Origin of the sequence: Streptomyces sp. NPDC056373 (assembly GCF_042262425.1) — a bacterium.
Classification (GTDB): domain Bacteria; phylum Actinomycetota; class Actinomycetes; order Streptomycetales; family Streptomycetaceae; genus Streptomyces.
The window spans coordinates 80,012-101,912 of the sequence record NZ_JBHJPX010000012.1; the positions used below are offsets into that span (position 1 = coordinate 80,012).

Genomic DNA, 21,901 nt, shown 5'->3' on the forward strand with positions numbered 1-21,901 from the left:
CGCGAGGCGCCGATACCCTGCCCCAAGTCGTTCCTCCCCTTGGTGACTCCCGGCGGGCCGGGGTCCGCCGGGCGCCCGGCCGATCCGGTGGACAGCCGCGAGCGCGCCGTGCTGATGAGGGCCTTCGCACAGGCCAACACCGGCCTGGCGAAGGCCCAGAGGCACCTCGGGGAGCTGGGCACGGCCATGGTCGAGACGTTCCAGTCGGCGCTGACCGCGATCGACGCCGTGGAACGCTTCACGATCGGCCGGACCGCGGACGAGGCCCGGAGCCGGGTCGGCGTGGTACGGGCCCGGCACACCGCGGACGGGCCGGAGGGTCTGCGCCGCAGCCGGAAGCCGTGGTCGTGGCTCCAGTGGGTGATGCTGGGGCTGAGCGGCCTGTTCGACCTGCCCTTCGTCGGCCAGGCCACGGCACAGGCCCTGAGCGTCGGCCCGGGCGGCCTGTGGCAGAACGTGGTCTACGGCCTCTCCTTCCTCGTCGCCCTCGGGGTGTCCACCCTCCAGTTCGCGCTGAGCTGCTGGCTGGCGCGATCGCTGTTCCGGCTGCGGGTCCGCGCCGCTCACCGGACCGAGCGGGTGCGGCGCGCCCCGTGGCCCGCCCTGCGGCACGCGCTGCGGCTGGACGGCCCCCGCACCGAGACCCGGCGGCCGGACGACCTGCCCTGGTCGGCACCGGTCCTTCCGGTCCTCGCCAACCTGCTGCTGCTCGGGCTGCTCGCCACGACCGCCTACACGCGGGCGGACCAGAGCAACCCGCTGGCGTTCGACACGGCCGGCACGGTGATGGCGATGTTCCTCATCGTCTCGCTCGGCCTGGCCACGTCGGCGACGGCCGTCCTCGCGCACAACCCCTACGCCGAGGCCGACAAGTCGGCGGCGGCCACGGCGTCGGACGCCGAGGAGAGCGCGGACCGGCTGGTGTCCGAGGCGAGGCAGCGGGTCGTCGCGCACAGCACCTCCTGGCACCGGCTGCGCTCCGCTCTGGAACAGGCGGAGGCCGACGCGCACCGCGCCGTGGACGACGCCTGCGTCCTGATCGTCGAGGAGCGGGCCGACAGCGGCGTCGCCGGCAGCCTGGAGCTGCCGTTGCGCGGCTACGCGTGGCCGGCCGGCACGGACCGGGACCCGGCGGGGGCGGACGGCAGGTCCGGCCTGCCACGCCTGCGGCTGGAGATCCTGGAGCACGGCGACGGACTGCTGGACCGTTACGCCCCGGATCTGCTGGAGAACTGGCTGGAGGACACCGTCGACGAGCTGAACGCGCAGTTCGGGCAGCCGGACACCGAACCTCCGGCGCCCCCGGCACCCGAGGAAGCGCCCGGCGACCACGCGACGGGGGAGGACCCGCCCGGCCCCCTGCCGGAGCCGGACCGGGCACCGCCCGGGACCCGGGCGACAAGGGAAGCCCCGCCCGGGCCGGACCAGGCACCGCCCGGAACGCGGGCCGGAGGGGAGGACCCGACCCCGCCGGACGAGGCGCCCTCCGCATGAGTGGCGGCCCGGTCCTCGACGAACAGCGCCTCAAGCACCTTGAGCTGCTCCAGAACGTGATCGCCCGGCTCGGCAACAACTCGTTCCTGATCAAGGGCTGGTGCATCACGCTGAGCGGCGTGCTCGTGGCCGTCGCGGACCGGAGCCCGGGCCGCGAGACGATCCCCGTGGCCCTGGCCCTCGCCGTCGGCTTCTGGCTGCTCGACGGCTACTACCTCAGGCAGGAGCGCCTCTTCCGCGCCCTCTACGAGAGGGTCGTCGGCGACGGGGAGGACCCGCCGCCCCCGTTCACCATGGACGCCGAGCGCTACGGCGGGCCGGTGTCCTGGTTCGCCGTGCTGCTGTCCCGGCCGACGCTGTTCTGCTACGGCGTGCTGGCCGCCGCCAACTGCCTGCTGCTCGTGTTCACGCACTGACACACCGGCCCCTCCGGCCGGCCCGCCCTCAACCACTGACACGCACAGCGGCCCCTCCGTCCGGCCCGCCCTCCCCCGCTGACGCGCGCCGCGGCCCCCGCCTGCTCACCGGCCGGGCGGGCGGACCGACCAGGGCCGCCGGTCCGGGCCCGGTCGGCGGGTGCCGCCCGCGGCCCGTGGCGTCCAGGGCAGCGAAAGGCCGTCGCCATGGTGTCTGGGCACCAGGTGGACGTGCAGGTGCGGCACCGTCTGCGTGGCGGCGGCGCCCCGCGACGTGATGACGTTGCAGTCGCCCATCTCACCGGCGAGTTCCGCGACGCGCCGCATCGTCGCCGCGGACACCAGCGGGTCCGCCGCCACGTCCGGGACGTGCGTCTTGGGCAGGACCAGCACGTGCCCCGCCGTGACGCCCCCGCCCCGGGGCAGGATCGCCAGCGCGTCGGGCCAGTCGCGCAGCACCTCGGCGGGTGCCAGCCCCCGCACGATCCGGCAGAACGGGCACGAGCCCCCGACGCGCGGTCCGCCCGCGTCCGGCTCCTCGGGAAGATCGTGATCCTCTGCGGCCCGGTGCATGGTCCCCTCCAGGGTGCGGACGCGGCGGCTGTTCCCCCGTCACCGTACGGTCGGGCCGGCAAAGCCGGGCCGGGGGCGGCCACGGTGGCGGACGGGCCTCGGCCCTTCGGCCTATCGGCGGCGTTTCACCACCGGCCGCGGGGAAGCCCTGGTCTCATGAGATTCCTCGTGTACGACCGGCTCCTCGGCTTCGGTGACGACTACTGGATCGAGGACGAGCGCGGCAGCAAGGTGTTCCTCGTCGACGGCAAGGCCCTGCGGCTGCGGGACACCTGGGAGTTGAAGGACACCCAGGGGCGCGTCCTCGTCGACATCCACCAGAAGATGCTCGCCCTGCGCGACACCATGGTGCTCCAGCGCGGCGGGGAGCCGCTGGCGACGATCCGCAGGAAACGGCTGTCCCTGCTGCGCAACCACTACCGGGTGTCCCTGGCCGACGGCAACGAGCTGGACGTCAGCGGGAAGATCCTCGACCGGGAGTTCGCCGTCGAGTACGACGGCGAGCTGCTGGCCGTGATCTCCCGGCGATGGCTGACCCTGCGGGACACCTACGGCGTGGACGTCGTCCGCGACGACGCGGATCCGGCGCTGCTGATCGCGGTGGCCGTGTGTGTGATCCACCTGGCGGAGAAGGAGCGGGAGGACTGAGCCGCCCGGGCGTTCACCCGCGGAGGGGGCCTCAGGGCCTGCGCGGCGGCTCGAGCCCCAGCAGCCGGTCCTTCAGTGCCGGGAACTGCTCGCGGGTGGTGGCGACCTTCCCCGGGTCGAACTCCACCGTGAGGACCTCCTCGCCGGCACCGGCCTGCGCCAGCACCTCGCCCCACGGGTCGACCACGATCGAGTGACCGGCCTGGGGAACTCCGGCGTGCGTCCCGGCCGTTGCGCAGGCCAGGACGAACGACTGGTTCTCGACCGCCCGTGCCCGGGCCAGCAGCGTCCAGTGGGAGCGGCGGCGCTCCGGCCAGCCCGCCGACACCACGAGCGTCTCGGCACCGGCGTCGACCAGGCCGCGGTAGAGCTCGGGGAAGCGGAGGTCGTAGCAGGTGGACAGGCCCAGGGTCGTCTCGGGCAGACGCACCGTCACCAGCTCCGCGCCCGCGCCCATCAGCACGGCCTCGCCCTTGTCGAAGCCGAAGCGGTGGATCTTGCGGTAGGCGGCGGCCAGATCGCCGGAGGGGGAGAAGACGAGGGAGGTGTTGTAGAGCGGCCCGTCACCCGCGGCGGAGCCGCTGTCGGACGCGGTGCGCTCCGGGATGGAGCCCGCGTGCAGCCACACGCCCGCGTCGCTCGCGGCCTTCGCCATCGCCTCGTACGTCGGTCCTTCGAGCGGCTCGGCCTCGCGCCCGAACTCCTCGTAGGCGAAGGCGCCGGTGGTCCACAGCTCCGGCAGGACGACGAGATCGGCTCCGGCCTGATCCCGGACCAGCGCCGCCACGCGTCGGCGGCGCGCTTCGACCGATTCGTCCTCGTTCACGGCAATCTGGATCACAGAGGCGCGCACACTACCACCGTCCTGGCATTCGAGCCGTCCACACGGGCCTACGATCGTCACACGAAAGCACTGCCGGGGTGCCTCACAGCAGCGTAACTTAGCTCGCGAGACGCCCGCCGACAGCCGCCACCTCCCACTGGCAACGCCGCCACCACCTGCCCGTGACCGAACCGCCGAGGGGTCCCGTTCCGTGAGTCTGCATCCCGCCCTCCAGCCCTACGCCGACGCCTGGACCCACTCCATCGAAGCGATATCCGAGCTGCTCCAGCCGCTCCCGGAGGCCGAGTGGAACCGGCGGACGCCATGCCCCGGCTGGTCGGTGCGGGACGTGGTCTCCCATGTCATCGGTCTGGACTGCGAGATGCTCGGCGACCCGCGGCCCATCCACAGCCTGCCGCGCGACCTCTTCCACGTCACCAACGAGCACCAGCGCTACATGGAGATGCAGGTCGACGTCCGCCGTCACCACACGGCACCGGAGATGACCTCCGAGCTGGAGTACGTGATCATCCGCCGCAACCGGCAGCTGCGGAACGAGTCGCGTGACCCGGGCACGAAGGTGCGGGGGCCGCTCGGCAGCGAGCTCACCCTGGAGGAGTCGATGCGGCGGCACGCGTTCGACGTGTGGGTGCACGAGCAGGACCTGCGCACGGCCCTCGGCCGCCCCGGCGACCTCGACTCCCCCGGCGCGCTGGTCGCCCGTGACGTGCTGCTCGGGGAACTCCCGCGCGTGGTGGCCGAGGACGCGCAGGCCCCGCGCAGCTCGGCGATCGTCTTCGACGTGCACGGACCCGTCGAGTTCCTGCGCACGATCCGCGTCGACATCCAGGGCCGCGGCACCCTGGAGACGGCCCCGGCCCTCGGCCCCGCCGCCACCCTCACCCTCGACTGGGAGACGTACGTCCGCCTGGCCTGCGGCCGGGTGACCCCGGAGTCGGTCTCCGACCGCCTGAAGACAGAAGGCGACCCGGAGCTGACGGCAGCGATCCTGAACCACTTCACGGTGACGCAGTAAGAGCCGGCTACGACTGCCCGGCCGCTCTCGCCGGCGGGCACGCGCGCCGCTGGGGACGGCACGGGTGGGCGCAGCGCACCCCGCTACGCCGGGCCGCGGACCCACCCGACCCCAGCGTCGGCCCCCAGGGCCGGAAAACCCCATGCCCCGGCCCCGCCCCCGCCTCTAGCGTCCTACGCATGACCCCACCCCACCGCACCCGCCTCACCTTCCACGGTCCCCTGTCCGAGCCGAGGGCGGACGCCCTCGTACGACGCCTCACCCGTCACCGCCCCGCCGGCGTCCTGGACATCGGCTGCGGCTCCGGGGAGCTCATGCTCCGCGTTCTGGCCGCCGCGCCGGAGGCGACCGGAACCGGCCTCGACCTGGACACCGACGATCTGGCCCGAGGGCGCCGGGCCGCAGCGAACCGCGGCCTGGCGCCCCGGGTCCGCTTCCTGGAGGAGTCCGCCACCGGCACCACCCGTGGCCCCGCCGACCTCGTGCTGTGCGTGGGGTCGAGCCAGGCCCTCGGCGACCGGCTCCCCGAGGTGCTCGCCGAACTCCGCCGCCTGGTCACCGACCAGGGCCGCGTCCTGCTCGGCGAGGGCTTCTGGCAGCGCACCCCCACCCCTGACGAGCTGTCGCGGATGTGGCCGGACGCAGCCGTCACCGACCATCCCGACCTCGCGACGCTCATCGGCCTGACGGTCGACGCCGGGTTCCGGCCCGAGTGGACGGAGACCGCGAGCCTCGACGAATGGGAGGAGTTCGAGTCGGGGTACCTCGCGGACACCGAGGTGTGGCTCGCCGAGCACCCCCGTCACCCCCTGGCGGAAGAGACGCGGCAGCGCCTGGACCGGCACCGTGCCCGGTGGCTCGCCTACCGCGGCGTCCTCGGCCTCGCGTACCTCACCCTCGTACCGACCGCCTGACGAACGGCCGCGCCGGCCGACCGCCCGACGCACATCGCGCCGGACCGCCACCCGGCGAACGTCACGCCGGCACGTGCACCGTCTCCACTCGGCTCGCCACCAGCCGCTCCCGCTCCCGCCGTTGCGCCCGACCGCGCAGCCGCAGGATCTGGGAGAGCCCGACCGCCTGGAGCACGAACACCGCCGAGAAGGCCAGGGACCAGTCGTCGCCGGTGGCGTCCAGGAGGACGCCGATCGCGAGCAGCGTGGTCATGGAGGCCACGAAGCCGCCCATGTTGGTGATGCCGGAGGCGGTGCCCTGCCGTTCGGGCGGGTTGGCCGGGCGGGCGAAGTCGAATCCGATCATCGACGCCGGTCCGCACGCCCCGAGCACCGTGCACAGCACGATCAGCAGCCACATCGGGGCGTGCGGGCCCGGGTAGGCGAGGGTGGCCGCCCACAGGGCCGCCGTCGTGCCGACCGTGCCGAGCGCGAGCGGCAGCCGGGCCCCGTGGTGCCGGGCGACGATCTGGCCGTAGACCAGGCCCACCACCATGTTCGACAGGACGACGAGGGTGAGCAGTTCACCGGCCACCGCCCGGGACAGCCCCTGCGCCTCGACGAGGAACGGCAGCCCCCACAGCAGCAGGAACACCATCGCCGGGAACTGGGTGGTGAAGTGCACCCACAGGCCGAGCCGGGTCCCGGGCTCCCGCCAGGAGGCGGCGATCTGCCGACGTACGTAGGCCGCGCCCTGGTGCGGAAGCGGATCGGGCTCCTGCCCCTCCGGATGGTCCTTGAGGAACAGCAGCACCAGGACGAGCACCACGGCCCCGGCGGCCGCGCTGCCCGCGAACGCCGCCGTCCAGCCGATGCCGTGCAGCAGCCGGGCCAGCACGAGCGTGGACACGAGATTGCCGGCCATGCCGACCAGTCCCGCGAACTGGGCGACCAGCGGCCCGCGCCGGGCCGGGAACCAGCGGCTGCCCAGGCGCAGCACGCTGATGAACGTCAGCGCGTCACCGCAGCCGAGCAGCGCCCGGGAGGCGAGCGCCGTGCCGTACGACGGGGAGAAGGCGAAGCCCAGTTGCCCGGCGGTGAACAGCACCGCGCCGAGCGCCAGCACCTTCTTGGTGCCGAGCCGGTCGACCAGCAGGCCGACGGGGATCTGCATGCCCGCGTAGACCAGCAGCTGGAGGATGGAGAAGGTCGACAGGGCCGAGGCGTTGACGTGGAAGCGGTCGGCGGCGTCGAGGCCGGCCACGCCCAGGGACGTGCGGAAGATGACCGCGACGAAGTAGACCGAGACGCCCGTGCCCCACACGGCCAGCGCCCTGCGCCCGCCCGGCGGCTCACCGGGTATCGCGGTGGCGCTCATCGGACCTCTCCCCGGGCCAGGTGCGAGAACCAGCCGATGTGCCGCCGGACGAGGCCGACGGCCGTCTCCGCGTCGTCGGAGCGCAGCGCCTCGAGGATCTCCTCGTGCTCGGCGAGGGTCTTGGCGAGGCGGTCGGGGTGGGAGTGCATGATGGCGACGCCCATCCGGAGCTGACGGTCGCGCAGCTGGTCGTAGAGGCGGGAGAGGATCTCGTTGCCGCCGCTGCGGACGATCTCGGCGTGGAAGCAGCGGTCGGTGACGGCGGCGCCTGCGTAGTCCCCGGCGGCGGCCTGCTGCTTCTGCCGGGCGAGCAGCTCCTCCAGACGCTCGATGAGACCGGCGGGCGCGGGCACGGCCTTGCGCGCCGCGTGCTCCTCGACGAGCAGCCGCGTCTCGATGACGTCGGCGATCTCCTGCGCCGAGACGGGCAGGACGAGGGCGCCCTTCTTCGGGTAGAGCCGGATGAGTCCCTCGGCCTCCAGCCGGAGCAGCGCCTCGCGGACCGGTGTGCGCGAGACTCCGACGGCCTCGGCGAGCTCGCCCTCGGTGAGGAGGGCCCCGCCCTCGTACCGGCGTTCCAGGACTCCCTGTTTGACATGGGCGTAGACGCGTTCGGCGGCGGGCGGTTGCTTCACGGCCAGGGTCATGCGGACAGCATAGATACAACAGGTACGCATGGATGGATACGTCCAGTATGCGGACTTGAATGTCACACATCCGTGGCAAAGGGGGGATCCCCCTCGGCAACAGCACAACCACGTGTGCTAGTTACGAGTCAGACACGTGCGGCCCCTTTCCCCTCGTCCTCAACTCGGCCGCACCGTTGAGGCATTCGACGCAATCGGGGTACTTCACTTGATAACCGGCATTAAGGGCACTCGTCTCCGCAGAGCCGCGGCCGTCGCCGTCACCACCGGCGCCATGCTCGCGACCGGTGCCCTCACCGTCGCGCCGGCGCAGGCCGCCTCGGCGCCCTCCATCGCCGCCAAGGGCGGCTTTGTGATGAACAACGCGACCGGCAAGTCCCTGTACACCAAGGCGGCCGACACGCGCCGCTCGACCGGCTCGACCACCAAGATCATGACAGCTCTGGTGGTGCTGAAGCAGTCGAACCTGAACATGGACAGCAAGGTCACGATCCAGAAGGCGTACAGCGACTACATCGTCGACAACAACTACGCGTCCAACGCGAAGCTGATCGTCGGCGACAAGGTCACCGTCCGCCAGCTGCTGTACGGGCTGATGCTCCCGTCCGGCTGCGACGCGGCGTACGCGCTCGCCGACAAGTTCGGCTCGGGCTCGACCCGCGCGGCGCGCGTGAAGTCGTTCATCGGCAAGATGAACACCACCGCCAAGAACCTGGGTCTGAAGAACACCCACTTCGACTCGTTCGACGGCATCGGCCACGGCGCCAACTACTCCACGCCGCGCGACCTCACCAAGCTCGCCAGCGCGGCGATGAAGAACTCCTCGTTCCGTACGGTCGTCAAGACCAAGAAGTACACGGCGAAGACGACCACCAAGTCCGGCGGTACGCGGACGATGGCGCCGTGGGAGAACACCAACCCGCTGCTCAGCAGCTACAGCGGCGCGATCGGTGTGAAGACCGGCTCCGGCCCGGAGGCGAAGTACTGCCTGGTCTTCGCCGCCACCCGCAGCGGCAAGACGGTCATCGGCACGGTCCTCGCCTCGACCGGCCTGGACGCCCGCAAGGCGGACGCGACGAAGCTGCTCAACTACGGCTTCACCAGGTAAGGCAGCACCAGCAGGACGACACAGGGGGGCTCCGCCGCACACCGCGGCGGAGCCCCCTTCGTCATGCGGTCGCCTTCGTCATACGGAGGTCATGCCGCGGTGCGCTGGCGGCGCTCCAGTGCCCGGGCCGCCTTGCGCCGGGCGCCCGACAGCACGTTCACCGGGGTTCCCGCACCGGCTCCCGGATCCAGCTGCCAGCCGCGGATCCGCGCCGCGACCCGGACCAGCCGCTCGTCGTCCGGGCGTACGTCGATGCCGAACAGCGACTCGTCGGGCGTACGGTCGTCGCCGCCCCAGCGGACCACGCCGTCGAGCTCGGCGAGGATGTCGCGGATCACGACCTCCTGCTGCGGGAAGAAACCGCCCCGGGCGCCGCGCGGGAAGAAGCCGGGCCGGATCCGCACGGCCGTGCCGGACGCCAGGTTGGACTCGGGCCGGCTCCTGGCGAGGCCGGCCGGGTCGTGCCATCCGACGACGTCACCCCGGCGCAGCGGGTCGACCTCGTAGTGGAACCGGCGCACCAGGTGCACGAGGACGGTCTCCACGTCGCCCATGCGCACGGCGACGCCGGTGAGCGGGGTGCCGGGAACGGGGCGGGTGTAGACGGTGCCGCCGTCGTCGGCGACGTTCTCCATCTCCCAGCCGTTGTGGGAGCGCGAGCCGGCCAGCACACGCCGGGTCCGGTCCTGCGCGCTGCGCAGGGCGTCCCGTACCCGGGCCGGGATCGGGTTGTTCGCGTCGGCGTACGCCTGGGACAGGAAATGCGACAGGGGCAGGGCCGCGACGCCCACGGCACCGCCGACGGCGGCGACACGGCCGAGCAGGGCGCGGCGGGACAGGCTCCTGCGGTGCGCGGCGCCGGACGCCGACGGTCTGCGGGAAAGGCGGGGGAGGTGGGGGAGGTGGGGGAGGCTGAGCTTCAACGGAGTCTCTTCCTGAAGTCTTGTCGCGCGCACGCGCTCAGGCGTTGCGGAGGATGCTGTTGTACTTCTCGAAGATCTGGTAGACGGCCAGGCTCTGGTGCGTCTGGGACTCCACGTCGGGGTCCCAGGCCCGGTAGCGGCGCAGGAGTTCGGTGATCTCGAACTCGACGAGGTCGAGGCGCATGGACCGCGGGGTGGTGACGCGGTTGCCGGGGGGCAGCTGCCCGCCGGGCCTGCCGCGGGTGCCCCAGAGGTGGATCAGGGCCGCGGTGCGCACGCTGAACGCGTTGTCCTTGTTCAGCTGTTGCCACACGGTCCACAGGTCGGCGTCCTTGGCCGGGTCACGGCGGTCGCCGTCGGCGAAGCCCCAGCCGATGCAGTGGTTCCAGGCCTGGATGGCGTCGGCCGCGCTGATCTCTCCGATGCCGGTGTGCGAGTCCCTGACCGGGCCGGAGCCGCCGAGGTGGTGGTCGGCGACCTGCTGGTCGGTGGACTGGTCGGAGAGGTCGTAGTCGCGCATGGCCCAGTAGACGGCCGTCTGGATCAGCGCCTTGCGCATCGAGTAGGTCTTCGACAGCTCGGTGATCAGCCCGTCCTGGTCCTGGATCGCCGCGACCGCCTGCGCGTTGGTGTAGAGCCGCGCGTCAGCGCCGATGCCGCCCGTGTCCGGCCGGCCGATCGAGCGCATGTAGCGCGCGAGGTCGGCCCGCAGCGCCGGCACCTGACGCGCGTCGAAGGCGACGTCCGGGACGGCGGGCCGCGGCCGGTCGAACGCGCCCTGCCCGGTGTCCCGCCCGGAGGCGTTGTCGGCGTCGATCTCGAGCTGCCCTTCCCCCGAGCCGAGGGTGCGGACGACGAACTGGTCGTAGGCCCAGTCCCCGGGCAGCGGGTGCCCGGCGTTGCCCTCGAAGCCCGCGGACATGCCGGCGACGAAACTCGCGGTCGAGCAGCCGGCCTCGCCGACCCGTGCGCACACGTTGCGGGAGCCGTAGACCCCGATCTCGTACGGGTGGCCGGAGTCCGCCATCGCCTCTTTGACGCCCTTGAAGTGGGGCAGGACGTTCGCGGTGATCTCGGCGTCGATCGCGTCGAAGTCGACGGCGAAGAAGATCCGGGTCCCGCGCCGGAAGCCGTGGTCGCGGGCGGCGTTGACCGCCGCGTACCCGGCGGTCCGCCCGGCGACGTAGTCGAAGTCCGAGGCGTCGCCGTTGACGGTCTGGTAGATCGGGAAGCAGCGCAGGCCCTGCTGGGCGAAGGTGTCCAGCTCGCCCGGCTGGATGGCCTTCTCCGGCAGGGACGTGGCGCTCGGGTTGGTGAGGTAGCGGCCGACGTACGCGATCCCGGCCGCCTTGAGCGACGCCGCCCGGGCCGGGGTGATACGGGTGGTGGTGTCGCATGCCCTGGCGGGACAGGACTGGTCACCGAAGGAGGCCAGCAGGGAGGCGAAGGTCGCGAAGTCGCCGTCGCCCGTGGCCGGGAGCGCCGCGAAGGTCTGGAAGGCCCGGACGGCAGCGGCGAGGGAGGAGTCGAAGGTGTCGGTGAGGGCGGCAGGGCGCCGGTTGAGGACCATCCCGGCGGAGAACAGCTGGACGAAGACGCCCTTGTCCCCCTGGGTCACGGGATGCGCCTTCAGTCCCGACTGGGTGCCGGGCCCGAAGTTGCCGTTGGCGGTGCCGTCCGCCATGCCCAGCTCGTACTGCACGCCGAAGAGCAGCGCCTTGGCGGTGTCCCGGGACACGAGCCCGTCGCAGGCGGTGACGAAGAAGTCCTGCCGGTTCACATAGCGGCCGTTGAGCCACTGCTGGACGGCCCGCACCTGCCCGGTGCCCGGGGCGCCGGGGGCGTACGAGTCCATCGTCAGCAGTGCCTTGAAGACCTTGGGCGTCAAAGCGGCCCCCGGGTAGACCTGTTCCACGCCCATGTCGGTCTTGAGCCGGGTGACGGCCTCCCGCACCCGGGTGCCGTAGGTGCCGTCGAGGTCGCCGCCGTCATAGCCCTTGCAGTACAGGCCGGACTGGATGATGCGGCAGAAGTCGGACGAGGGGACGGTGTCGGCGTCGAGCTTCGGGTACGTGGCGGTGAGGGTGCTGAGCGTGGTCGGGCCGAAGTTGTCGGAGAACGCCGTGATGCCCAGCTCGTACTGCAGGGCGCGGGTCAGGGCGTACAGGGTCGCCCAGTCGGCCTCGCCGGTCTCCTTGACGGTCGTGCCGGTACGGCTGCCGTAGACGGAGTTCACGAATCTCTGGGCCTTGAGCACCATAGCGTCGCGCATGGGGGGTTCACTCGCTTTCGAGGGAGTGACCGCGCCCGTCGCAGCCCGGAACCGGACTCCCCCGGGACGCCGGGCGAGTGGTCGATCTCGTGGTGAGCTTGATCGTATGTCCGGATAAACCGCTTACTGTGCGGTACTTGGGCGGGTTCCAGGAGATTGTTGTGATCGTCTGCGAACCGCCGGTTCACCTCCGCACAAACGCCGGCGGCCCCCCGCCCACAAGGGGCAGGGGGCCGCCGCAGTCGGCTCACGCCCAGGTGATCAGGCGCTTCGGCTGCTCCAGGATCGCCGCCACGTCGGCCAGGACCTTCGAGCCCAGCTCGCCGTCGACCAGGCGGTGGTCGAAGGACAGGGCCAGGGTGGTGACCTGGCGGGGCTTCACCTTGCCCTTGTGGACCCAGGGCTGCGGCTTGATCGCACCGACCGCGAGGATCGCGGACTCGCCCGGGTTGAGGATCGGCGTGCCCGTGTCGACGCCGAAGACGCCGACGTTGGTGATCGTCACCGTGCCGCCCTGCATCGCCGCCGGGGACGTCTTGCCGTCCCTGGCCGTCGACACCAGCTCGCCCAGCGACTGCGCCAGCTGTGGCAGCGTCTGTGCGTGAGCGTCCTTGATGTTCGGCACGATCAGACCGCGCGGGGTCGCGGCCGCGATGCCCAGGTTCACGTAGTGCTTGACCACGATCTCCTGGGCGGCCTCGTCCCAGGCCGCGTTGACGTCGGGGTTGCGCCGGATCGCGACCAGCAGCGCCTTGGAGATCAGCAGCAGCGGGTTCACCCGAAGGCCCGCGAACTCCTTGTCGGCCTTCAGCTCCTCGACCAGCTTCATCGTGCGTGTCACGTCGACCGTCACGAACTCCGTGACGTGCGGCGCGGTGAACGCCGAGCCGACCATCGCCGCCGCCGTCGCCTTGCGGACCCCCTTGACCGGGATACGGGTCTCTCGCGTGGTGTCGTACGACGCCGGAGCCTGGGCCACGGCGGGGGCGGACGCGACCTGCGGCTCGGGGGCCGCCGGCACGGAGGCGGCGACCGCCGCGTGCACGTCCTCGCGGGTGATGATGCCGTCCGGGCCGGTCGGGACGACCGTCGTCAGGTCCACGCCCAGGTCCTTGGCGAGCTTGCGGACGGGCGGCTTGGCCAGCGGGCGCTCCCCGCCCGCCGGAGCGGCCGGAGCCGCCGGGGCGGGAGCTGCCGGGGCCGCCGGCGCGTGGCCGTTCAGCTCGGTCTGGATCGCCGTCGAGACCTGCGGGACCGGGACCTCCGGGCCCTTGCGGGGGCGGCGGCGGGTGGACGAGGTCGCCACCCCGTACCCCACCAGAACCGGCTGGCGGCCGGAACCCGCCGCCTTCGGCTCCTCGGCGGGAGCCGCTGCCGCGGGCTGAGCGGCCGCGGGCTGCTCGGCGGCGGGCGCGGGTGCGGCGCTGCCGCCGCCGACGTCCACCGCGATGATCGCCGTGCCCACGTCGACCGTGGTGCCCTCGGGGAAGTGCAGGTCCCGGACCACGCCGTCGTACGGGATGGGCAGCTCGACGGCCGCCTTCGCCGTCTCGACCTCGCAGACCACCTGGCCGTCGGTGACCGTGTCGCCGGGCTGGACGTACCACTTGAGGATCTCGGCCTCGGTGAGTCCCTCGCCCACGTCGGGCATCTTGAACTCGCGCACGGACGCTTCCGTCATCGTCGTCACGACCCTCTCCTCAGTACGCCAGCGAGCGGTCGACGGCGTCGAGTACCCGGTCCAGGTTCGGCAGGTACTCCTCCTCCAGGCGGGCCGGCGGGTACGGCGCGTGGTAGCCGCCGACCCGGAGCACCGGGGCCTCCAGGTGGTAGAAGCAGCGCTCCGTGATCCGCGCGGCGATCTCCGCGCCCGAGCCGAAGAACACCGGGGCCTCGTGGACGACGACCAGGCGGCGCGTCTTCTCCACCGACGCCTGGATGGAGTCGAAGTCGAGCGGGGAGACCGAGCGCAGGTCCAGGACCTCCAGGTTCTTGCCCTCCTCGGCGGCCGCGTCGGCGACCTCGTGGCAGAGCTTCACCATCGGGCCGTAGGCGGCCAGGGTCAGGTCGGTGCCCTCGCGGACCACCTGGGCCTTGTGCAGCGGGCCCGGGATCGCCTCCGCGTTGACCTCGCCCTTGTCCCAGTAGCGGCGCTTGGGCTCGAAGAAGATCACCGGGTCGTCGCTCTGGATGGCCTGCTGCATCATCCAGTAGGCGTCCGACGCGTTCGACGGGCTGACCACCTTCAGGCCGGCCACGTGCGCGAAGAGCGACTCGGGGGACTCGGAGTGGTGCTCGACCGCGCCGATGCCGCCGCCGTAGGGGATGCGCACGACGACCGGGAGCTTGACCTTGCCCAGCGAGCGGGCGTGCATCTTCGCCAGCTGCGTGACGATCTGGTCGTACGCCGGGAAGACGAAGCCGTCGAACTGGATCTCCACCACCGGGCGGTAGCCGCGCAGGGCCAGGCCGATCGCCGTGCCGACGATGCCCGACTCGGCGAGCGGGGTGTCGATGACGCGGCTCTCGCCGAAGTCCTTCTGCAGGCCGTCCGTCACCCGGAAGACGCCGCCGAGCTTGCCGACGTCCTCACCCATGATCAGGACCTTGGGGTCGGACTCCAGGGCGCGGCGCAGCGACTCGTTGATCGCCTTGGCCAGTGCCATCTTGTCGGCCATCTCAGTTACCCCCCTCGTCGGCGAACGACGCCTGGTACGCGGCGAACTGGGCGCGCTCCTCGTCGACGAGCGCGTGGCCGTCCGCGTAGGCGTTCTCGAAGATCGCGAAGTGGTCCGGGTCCGGCATGGCACGGACCGCCTCGCGCACTCGTTTACCCAACGCCTCGGACTCGGCCTCCAGTTCCGCGAAGAATCCCTCGTCCGCGTGGTTTGACGCCTCCAGGTACCGGCGCAGGCGCAGGATCGGGTCCTTGGCCTCCCAGGCCTGGCGCTCCTCGTCGCCCCGGTAGCGGGTGGGGTCGTCGGAGGTGGTGTGGGCGCCCATGCGGTAGGTGAACGCCTCGACGAGGGTCGGGCCCTCGCCGGCGCGGGCCCGCTCCAGGGCCCACCGGGTGACCGCGAGGACACCGAGCACGTCGTTGCCGTCCACCCGGACACCCGGGAAGCCGAAGCCCTGGGCGCGCTGGTAGATCGGGACGCGGGACTGCTTCTCGGTCGGCTCGGAGATGGCCCACTGGTTGTTCTGGCAGAAGAACACGACCGGGGCGTTGTAGACCGCGGAGAAGGTGAAGGACTCGGCCACGTCGCCCTGGCTGGAGGCGCCGTCGCCGAAGTAGGCGATCACCGCGCTGTCGGCGCCGTCCTTGGCGACGCCCATGGCGTAGCCGGTGGCGTGCAGCGTCTGGGAGCCGATGACGATCGTGTACAGCTGGAAGTTGTTGCTGTTGGGGTCCCAGCCGCCGTTGTTCACGCCGCGGAACATGCCCAGCAGGTTGGCCGGGTCGACGCCGCGGCACCAGGCCACGCCGTGCTCGCGGTAGGTCGGGAAGACGTAGTCGTCCTCCCGGGTGGCCCGGCCGGACCCGATCTGGGCGGCCTCCTGGCCGAGCAGTGACGCCCACAGGCCCAGCTCGCCCTGGCGCTGCAGGGAGGTGGCCTCGGCGTCGAAGCGGCGGGTGAGCACCATGTCGCGGTAGAGGCCGCGGAGCTCTTCCGGAGTGATACCGGCGACGTACGTGTCGTACTCGGCGTTCTTGACGCGCTTGCCCTCGGGCGTCAGCAGCTGCACGAGCTGGGGCTCGGTGCTCTTGGCGTCCTTCTTGGCAGGCGTGCGGGTGGTGCGCTTGGTGCCGGTGGTGCCGGCCTTGCTTCCGGCGCTGCGTCGCGGTGTGCGCGCGGCAGTGCTCTCCACGGTCACGTGTGCTCCTCCGTCGGTCCGGCCCCCGGGGTTGCCGGTAGGCCAGTGCGGCTCACCTGTTCTCGACCCACGGGGCACGGGGTGGGTGCCGCTCGGCCGGGTACAGGCGTTGCAGGTGCCCCGGCGAGCGCCCTGCAGAAAGCACGTTACCCAGTGCGCCACATTTCTGTGAAACCCCACCTGACCTGCGATTTTGCTTGGATTTCCAAGTAAATCGGGAAGGCTGGGAAGGGGCCCTGGTCACAGCCTTGCAGGAGGCCGGAGCAACCGCACGTTAACCCGGTGACCCAGGTCACGGGAAGAGTCCTCTTTTCGGCGTGCCCGAACGGCACGCGCGCGTGGGCCCCGTCGCCGGGTCCCACGCGCGCGTGGATCATGCCGTTGAGCAGCGGGATCAGCCCTGGCCGCCCGCGCCTCCCACGATGCCCTCCGTGGTGTTGCCACCGTCGGCACCGCCGGTGTCGTCGGTCGGGGTGCCCGGGTCCGTGGGCTCCTCGTCCGTCGGTTCGCCGGTCGGCTCCGCGCTGGTCGGGTCGCCCGTCGGCTCGCCGGTGGGCGAGGCGGGAGTGGTCTGCGACGGCGTGGGGGACGGCTTGTAGGTCGGCGTCCAGTTGCCGTTGCCCGAGCCGGTGCCGGTGCCGGTGTCCGTCTGCGTGTCGGTCGGCTCGCCGGTGTCGTCGTCGCTCGGGGTCTCGCTGGGCGTTTCCTTCTCTTTGGTCTGCGAGGCGGTCGGCTTCTGCTCCTTGCTCGGGCCGTCCTTGCCGCCGCCGGTGTTCTGCAGCGCCAGGGCGACGCCCGCGGCGATGGCGATCACCGCGAGCACGGCGAGGATCCAGAGCTTGCCCCGGCCGCTGCCCCTGTTGCCGTGGCCTTCGAAGCCGCCGTCGTCCCCGCCGCCGTAGCCGCCGGGCAGGATCGGCGAGGGGATCTGCGCGGTACCGGAGACGTCCCCGGGGTGTCCCATCACGGCCGTCGCACCGGCGAAGCCGCCCGACGGGGTGTTCCGGCCCTCGTGCGTGCCGACGGGGCCGGTGTTCCAGGTGCCGGTGTGGCCGCCCTGGTCGTAGAGCATCTGGAGCGCGTACTGGACCAGCCCGCGCATCTCCTCCGCCGTCTGGAAGCGGTCGTCGGGCTCCTTGGCGAGGGAGCGCATGACCATGCCGTCCAGCTCGGGCGGGCAGGCGTCGGAGGCCTCGGACGGCGGCGTCGGGATGTCCTGGACGTGCTGGTAGACCACGGACAGCGGCGTCTCGCCGGTGAAGGGCGGACGCAGCGCGAGGAGTTCGTAGAGCAGGCAGCCCGTCGCGTACAGGTCGGAGCGGTGGTCGACGGCCTTGCCGAGCGCCTGCTCGGGGGAGAGGTACTGCGGGGTGCCCATGACCATGCCGGTCTGCGTCATCGTCGTGGACGCACCGTGCAGGGCGCGGGCGATGCCGAAGTCCATCACCTTCACGGCGCCGTTGTGCGTGATGATGACGTTGGCGGGCTTGATGTCGCGGTGCACGATGCCGTGCTGGTGCGAGTAGGCGAGCGCCTCCAGGACGCCCGAGACGATGATCAGTGCCTGCTCGGGGCCGGGCGCCTCCGCGTTCAGCAGGAGGTCGCGGATGGTGCGGCCCTCGACGATCTCCATGACGATGTACGGCACGGACTGACCGCCGACGAAGTCCTCGCCGGAGTCGTACACGGCGACGATCGCGTGGTGGTTGAGACCGGCCACCGACTGGGCCTCGCGCGTGAAGCGCGCCTTGGAGACCGGGTCCTCGGCGAGGTCGGAGCGGAGCAGCTTGACCGCGACGGTGCGTCCGAGACGGACGTCCTCGGCTGCGAACACCTCGGCCATGCCGCCCCGGCCGAGTCTGCGGGTCAGCCGGTACCGGCCGTCCCCGACCAGTCCGCCGTTCCCCCAGGACTCCGGCGCCTCCGACATGCCGCCGCCAGTGCCCTCGGGGTCGGACGGGCCCTGAGCGCGCTGCTGCTGTGCCATCAGTCCTCGCCGTCGTTTCTGCCCGCGGTGCGCGCGGTGTTGTTACGGTCTCCGTCGGCCACGCTACAGCCTCCGCGCAAGCCTCCGGCCCGAGAAGGGGCACCGGGAGCGGCACGAGACGGACCGGCCATGAAACCTTCACTCCTTACCGACGTGCAAATTCTGTGTCCCGCCCGTACGCCCCCGGTAACGCTTCCGCGACGCTTCTTTCGCGTACGGTCACGGAACGGGCACCGAGCTTGACGTGTCGGTGCCCTGGGGCAGACTTGGCCGGGAATGGCGGTTTGGATCAACGACGGACCAACGACGGATCCGCGGCGGATCAGCGCAAGTCGGCGGCGCCTCAAGGGCTACGGGGGAAACGGGACATGAGCCAGGACGGCGCACAGGGCCAGTACGCGGGGCGGGCGCTCGCCGGTGGCCGCTATCAGCTGCGTGACCTCCTCGGCCAGGGCGGCATGGCCTCGGTGCACCTCGCGTACGACAGCGTGCTCGACCGGCAGGTCGCCATCAAGACACTTCACACGGATCTCGGACGGGAACAGGCCTTCCGCGAGCGGTTCCGCCGCGAGGCCCAGTCCGTGGCCAAGCTCACGCACACCAACATCGTGTCGGTCTTCGACACCGGCGAGGACACCCTCGACGGCATGACGACGCCGTACATCGTCATGGAGTACGTCGAGGGCCGCCCGCTCGGCTCGGTCCTCGACGAGGACGTGCGGCAGCAGGGCGCGATGCCCGCCGACAAGGCGCTGAAGATCACCGCGGACGTGCTGGCCGCGCTGGAGATCAGCCACGAGATGGGCCTGGTCCACCGCGACATCAAGCCGGGCAACGTGATGATGACCAAGCGCGCCGTGGTCAAGGTCATGGACTTCGGCATCGCGCGGGCCATGCAGTCCGGCGTGACGTCGATGACGCAGACCGGCATGGTCGTCGGAACCCCGCAGTACCTCTCGCCGGAGCAGGCCCTCGGCCGCGGGGTGGACGCCCGCTCCGACCTGTACTCGGTCGGCATCATGCTCTTCCAGCTGGTGACCGGGCGGCTGCCGTTCGAGGCGGACTCGCCGCTGGCCATCGCGTACGCGCACGTCCAGGAGGAGCCGCCGGTTCCGTCCTCGGTCAACCGCTCGCTGCCCCCGGCCGTGGACGCGCTGATCGCCCGTGCGCTGAAGAAGAACCCGAACGAGCGCTTCCCCAGCGCCGAGGCCATGCGCGACGAGTGCCTGCGGGTGGCGGCGTCCTTCCAGGCCGCACCGCCGAGCATCGTCCCGGGCACCCAGGCGCCCAGCGGCGCGGGCGTCGGCTCGGCCGTGTTCCCGCCGGTCGACCAGGCGACCCCGGCGCCCTCGGGCCAGGTGCAGACGCCGTACCAGCCGACCCCGCCCCCGAACCCGTACGGCACGCCCGCCCCGACGGGGCCGTCCCCGGCGTACGGCTACCCGCAGCAGGGCGGCTACCAGACGCCGTCCCCGGCGGGGTACTCCCCGCAGCCCGGCCCGTCGACCCCGCCGCCGTACAACCTGTCGCCCCACACCACGGCCGCCCCCTCGGGCGGCGGCCGGAACAACAAGCCGGTGATCATCGGCTCGATCATCGTGTCCGTCGTCGCGGTCGGCGGCCTCGTCACGGCGCTGCTGCTGAACGGCGGCGGCGAGGACGACAAGGGCGGCGGCGGCAACCCGAGCGCCTCGGCCTCCGCGGAGAAGAAGCCCGGCTACCGGGGTCCGGACACCTCGAAGACGATCGACACCGAGGAGTGCACGGAGCCGCGGGAGTCGTACAACGACCCCGACAAGATCCAGATCCCGGACTTCAAGTTCAAGAACATCAAGTCGGTCAAGGCCTGTCTGCAGGCGGCCGGCTGGGAAGTGAACGAGAAGAAGGTCGACGAGAACACCTACGGCGACGGCACGGTCATGAACCAGTTCCCGTCCGCCGACACCGACGTCGACCCGAAGGACATGCCCGAGATCGAGCTCAGCGTCTCGACGGGCAACCCGCCCTCCTGAGGTCCCCCGGCGTGCGGAAGGGCCCGGCGAGACCGCCGGGCCCTTCCGTCTTTCCGTACGACTACAGGTAGGGGCCGCCGGACCGGCCGCCCGGGTGCTGCTCGTCCATTCCGTCGCCGACTCCCGGCGGGAGGGCGCGGCGCATCTGCTCCAGCTGGGCACGTGCCGCCATCTGCTGGGCGAACAGCGTGGTCTGGATCCCGTGGAAGAGCCCCTCCAGCCACCCGACGAGCTGAGCCTGCGCGATGCGCAGCTCCGAGTCGCTGGGGGTCGTCTCGTCCGTGAAGGGCAGGGAGAGCCGCTCCAGCTCCTCGACCAGCTCGGGCGCCAGACCGTCCTCCAGCTCCTTCACCGAGCTGGCGTGGATGTCCTTGAGCCGGACCCGGCTGGCCTCGTCGAGGGGAGCCGCGCGCACCTCCTCCAGCAGCTGCTTGATCATGCTGCCGATCCGCATGACCTTCGCGGGCTGCTCCACCTGTTCCGTGACCGGGGTCTCGCGGGAGTCATCGTCTGCGCTGCCGCCACCGAGCGCCATGCCGTCCTGGCCCACGACCAGGATCTGCGGGTTCTCCGACGACCGTTCGTTCCTCGGCATCTCCATGTCGCCATTCTGTCGCACGCCTGCACCTCACCTCCGTGGTGCCCCCACAGGAGGCTGATCCACCGCGTTGGAGGAGACGAGTCGGTCACGCTTCGGGTTGCTCGGGCGGGGGCGGTCGCTCCTGGCGGGTGGACCGCTCGATCGCCGGCTCTCGCGCGGCGGGCCGGCCCGTTGCGGGGCCGGCGGCCCGTGGCCTGCCGGCATCGCCGGATCGTGCAGCGATTCCGTTCGCCGGATCGTGCAGCGATTCCGTTCGCCGGATCGTGCAGCGATTCCGTTCGCCGGATCGTTCAGCGATTCCGTCCGTCGGCCGAACCCGGAGTGCCGGGCGTGCGGGGCGGTGTGAGGCTTGCTGGCACGATATGACCGAACTTGCCGTTTATGCCCTACCGGGCACGGCGGGAGGGGGTCACCCCCGTGACTCCATGGCTACGCGCGCTGCGGGCGACGGGACTGGTCCTCGCCCTGGGGGCCGGCGCGGCCGTCTCACCCTTCGGATCCGTCCCGTCCTACGGGGCTGTCCACACGTACGACGAGGAGGCGGACACGGCGGACTCGGCGGAGCCGGAGGAGGAGGGGTCCGGGGACCTCGACACCCCGTCGCCCGGGCCCGCCTCATCGGCCCCGTCCGCCCCGCCCACTCCCTCCTTCCGCCCGACGGCCTCGTCCCGGACGGCTTCGCCGTCCCGGTCCACCCCATCGCCCCACGCTGCTTCGCCGGACCGGTCCGTCCCCTCACCCCTGGCCGCCCCGTCGGCCCGGGCGACCTCGTCGGCCGCGGCAGCGAAGGCGACCCCTTCCGACGCCGGTGAGCCCTCGCGGGCCGGGAGCAGGGCAGGAGAGGGCCGGGTGCGGCCGGGACGGGCGGAGGAGGCGGAGGAGGGGCAGGACCGCTCCGACGCCACCGGCCTCCCCGAGGAGCCGCGGGAGACCGACCCGGTGTCCGCGACTCCGCCGGAACGGTCCGTACGGGAGGCCGCGACCGCGCAACGCCCCGTCGGCCAGGTCCTGCGCATCCTGCCCCTGGGCAGCGGCCTGGTCCTGATCGGCCTGGGACTGGCCCTGGCCTTCGTGGCGCTGCGGCTGCGGCGGGTCTAGACCGCGCCCGCGACGTCCCGTCACCCGCCCGGGGCCCCGCGGGGTCAGGGAGTGCCCCCTGCCGCCGCGGAATCGATGGCAGGGGGAGAGCCTGCCTGCCTTCGCGGGGCGGGCGG

19 protein-coding genes are annotated in these 21,901 nt (G+C 72.0%); 8 read left to right on the forward strand and 11 right to left on the reverse strand.

Translation table 11 applies throughout. From position 1 onward, the window contains the following. Nucleotides 1–87 precede the first annotated feature (87 nt). Nucleotides 88–1,494 carry a hypothetical protein gene (locus ACFCXS_RS25530; protein ID WP_376645655.1) on the forward strand — a complete coding sequence of 469 codons (1,407 nt, stop codon included), beginning with the start codon at nucleotides 88–90 and terminating at the stop codon, nucleotides 1,492–1,494. Next, a complete protein-coding gene (locus tag ACFCXS_RS25535; RefSeq protein WP_376645656.1) occupies nucleotides 1,491–1,910 on the forward strand; it encodes a hypothetical protein in 420 nt (139 codons plus the stop codon). The genes ACFCXS_RS25530 and ACFCXS_RS25535 overlap by 4 nt, the downstream gene beginning before the upstream one ends. Before the next feature lie 105 nt (nucleotides 1,911–2,015). Here ACFCXS_RS25535 and ACFCXS_RS25540 read toward each other — a convergent pair whose 3' ends face one another. Continuing rightward, nucleotides 2,016–2,483, reverse strand: coding sequence for an HIT family protein (locus ACFCXS_RS25540; protein WP_376645657.1), 468 nt, complete (start codon nucleotides 2,481–2,483; stop codon nucleotides 2,016–2,018). 156 nt (nucleotides 2,484–2,639) lie between these two features. On the opposite strand from ACFCXS_RS25540, the gene ACFCXS_RS25545 reads away from it, so the two are divergent. Next, nucleotides 2,640–3,131, forward strand: coding sequence for an LURP-one-related/scramblase family protein (locus ACFCXS_RS25545; protein ID WP_376645658.1), 492 nt, complete (start codon nucleotides 2,640–2,642; stop codon nucleotides 3,129–3,131). A 31-nt stretch (nucleotides 3,132–3,162) separates the two neighbouring features. On the opposite strand, the gene ACFCXS_RS25550 is transcribed toward ACFCXS_RS25545, so the two are convergent. Next, nucleotides 3,163–3,984: a carbon-nitrogen family hydrolase gene (locus ACFCXS_RS25550; RefSeq protein WP_376645659.1), complete on the reverse strand. Its 822-nt coding sequence runs from the start codon at nucleotides 3,982–3,984 to the stop codon at nucleotides 3,163–3,165. Nucleotides 3,985–4,165: 181 nt separating this feature from the next. Between ACFCXS_RS25550 and ACFCXS_RS25555 the strand changes: the two genes are divergently transcribed. Next, a complete protein-coding gene (locus ACFCXS_RS25555) occupies nucleotides 4,166–4,990 on the forward strand; it encodes a maleylpyruvate isomerase family mycothiol-dependent enzyme (RefSeq protein WP_376645660.1) in 825 nt (274 codons plus the stop codon). 179 nt (nucleotides 4,991–5,169) lie between these two features. After that, nucleotides 5,170–5,904, forward strand: coding sequence for an SAM-dependent methyltransferase (locus ACFCXS_RS25560; RefSeq protein WP_376645661.1), 735 nt, complete (start codon nucleotides 5,170–5,172; stop codon nucleotides 5,902–5,904). Nucleotides 5,905–5,965: 61 nt separating this feature from the next. Here the strand turns inward: ACFCXS_RS25560 and ACFCXS_RS25565 are convergent, their stop codons facing one another. After that, nucleotides 5,966–7,261: a nitrate/nitrite transporter gene (locus ACFCXS_RS25565; protein WP_376645662.1), complete on the reverse strand. Its 1,296-nt coding sequence runs from the start codon at nucleotides 7,259–7,261 to the stop codon at nucleotides 5,966–5,968. Next, nucleotides 7,258–7,908 carry a GntR family transcriptional regulator gene (locus ACFCXS_RS25570; protein WP_376645663.1) on the reverse strand — a complete coding sequence of 217 codons (651 nt, stop codon included), beginning with the start codon at nucleotides 7,906–7,908 and terminating at the stop codon, nucleotides 7,258–7,260. The genes ACFCXS_RS25565 and ACFCXS_RS25570 overlap by 4 nt, the downstream gene beginning before the upstream one ends. Before the next feature lie 208 nt (nucleotides 7,909–8,116). On the opposite strand from ACFCXS_RS25570, the gene ACFCXS_RS25575 reads away from it, so the two are divergent. After that, nucleotides 8,117–9,016 (forward strand): D-alanyl-D-alanine carboxypeptidase family protein, encoded by a 900-nt coding sequence (locus ACFCXS_RS25575; RefSeq protein WP_376645664.1) that lies wholly within the window; start codon nucleotides 8,117–8,119, stop codon nucleotides 9,014–9,016. Between the two features lie 89 nt (nucleotides 9,017–9,105). Here ACFCXS_RS25575 and ACFCXS_RS25580 read toward each other — a convergent pair whose 3' ends face one another. The 6 genes from ACFCXS_RS25580 to ACFCXS_RS25605 all read right to left on the reverse strand — a co-directional run bounded on the left by ACFCXS_RS25580 (nucleotide 9,106) and on the right by ACFCXS_RS25605 (nucleotide 18,074). Beyond that, nucleotides 9,106–9,939: a twin-arginine translocation signal domain-containing protein gene (locus ACFCXS_RS25580; protein WP_376645665.1), complete on the reverse strand. Its 834-nt coding sequence runs from the start codon at nucleotides 9,937–9,939 to the stop codon at nucleotides 9,106–9,108. A 37-nt stretch (nucleotides 9,940–9,976) separates the two neighbouring features. Next, nucleotides 9,977–12,211, reverse strand: coding sequence for a glycoside hydrolase domain-containing protein (locus ACFCXS_RS25585; RefSeq protein ID WP_376645666.1), 2,235 nt, complete (start codon nucleotides 12,209–12,211; stop codon nucleotides 9,977–9,979). Nucleotides 12,212–12,458: 247 nt separating this feature from the next. Then, complete coding sequence (locus tag ACFCXS_RS25590) at nucleotides 12,459–13,892, reverse strand: dihydrolipoamide acetyltransferase family protein (protein ID WP_376645859.1); 1,434 nt, start codon at nucleotides 13,890–13,892, stop codon at nucleotides 12,459–12,461. Between the two features lie 19 nt (nucleotides 13,893–13,911). Next, nucleotides 13,912–14,889, reverse strand: a complete 978-nt coding sequence (locus ACFCXS_RS25595) for an alpha-ketoacid dehydrogenase subunit beta (RefSeq protein WP_376645667.1) — start codon at nucleotides 14,887–14,889, stop codon at nucleotides 13,912–13,914. Between the two features lies 1 nt (nucleotide 14,890). After that, a complete protein-coding gene (gene pdhA, locus ACFCXS_RS25600) occupies nucleotides 14,891–16,087 on the reverse strand; it encodes a pyruvate dehydrogenase (acetyl-transferring) E1 component subunit alpha (RefSeq protein ID WP_376645668.1) in 1,197 nt (398 codons plus the stop codon). Nucleotides 16,088–16,481: 394 nt separating this feature from the next. Next, nucleotides 16,482–18,074, reverse strand: a complete 1,593-nt coding sequence (locus ACFCXS_RS25605; RefSeq protein ID WP_376645669.1) for a protein kinase — start codon at nucleotides 18,072–18,074, stop codon at nucleotides 16,482–16,484. A gap of 368 nt (nucleotides 18,075–18,442) precedes the next feature. Here ACFCXS_RS25605 and ACFCXS_RS25610 point away from each other — a divergent pair, with 368 nt between their 5' ends. After that, the gene (locus tag ACFCXS_RS25610; protein WP_376645670.1) at nucleotides 18,443–20,086 is read left to right on the forward strand and encodes a protein kinase; all 1,644 of its coding nucleotides are present in this window, start codon (nucleotides 18,443–18,445) and stop codon (nucleotides 20,084–20,086) included. A 61-nt stretch (nucleotides 20,087–20,147) separates the two neighbouring features. Here ACFCXS_RS25610 and ACFCXS_RS25615 read toward each other — a convergent pair whose 3' ends face one another. Beyond that, entirely contained in the window at nucleotides 20,148–20,687 is a 540-nt protein-coding gene (locus tag ACFCXS_RS25615; RefSeq protein ID WP_376645671.1) for a bacterial proteasome activator family protein, read from the reverse strand. Between the two features lie 417 nt (nucleotides 20,688–21,104). On the opposite strand from ACFCXS_RS25615, the gene ACFCXS_RS25620 reads away from it, so the two are divergent. Continuing rightward, nucleotides 21,105–21,785, forward strand: a complete 681-nt coding sequence (locus tag ACFCXS_RS25620; protein WP_376645672.1) for a hypothetical protein — start codon at nucleotides 21,105–21,107, stop codon at nucleotides 21,783–21,785. Nucleotides 21,786–21,901 lie beyond the last annotated feature (116 nt).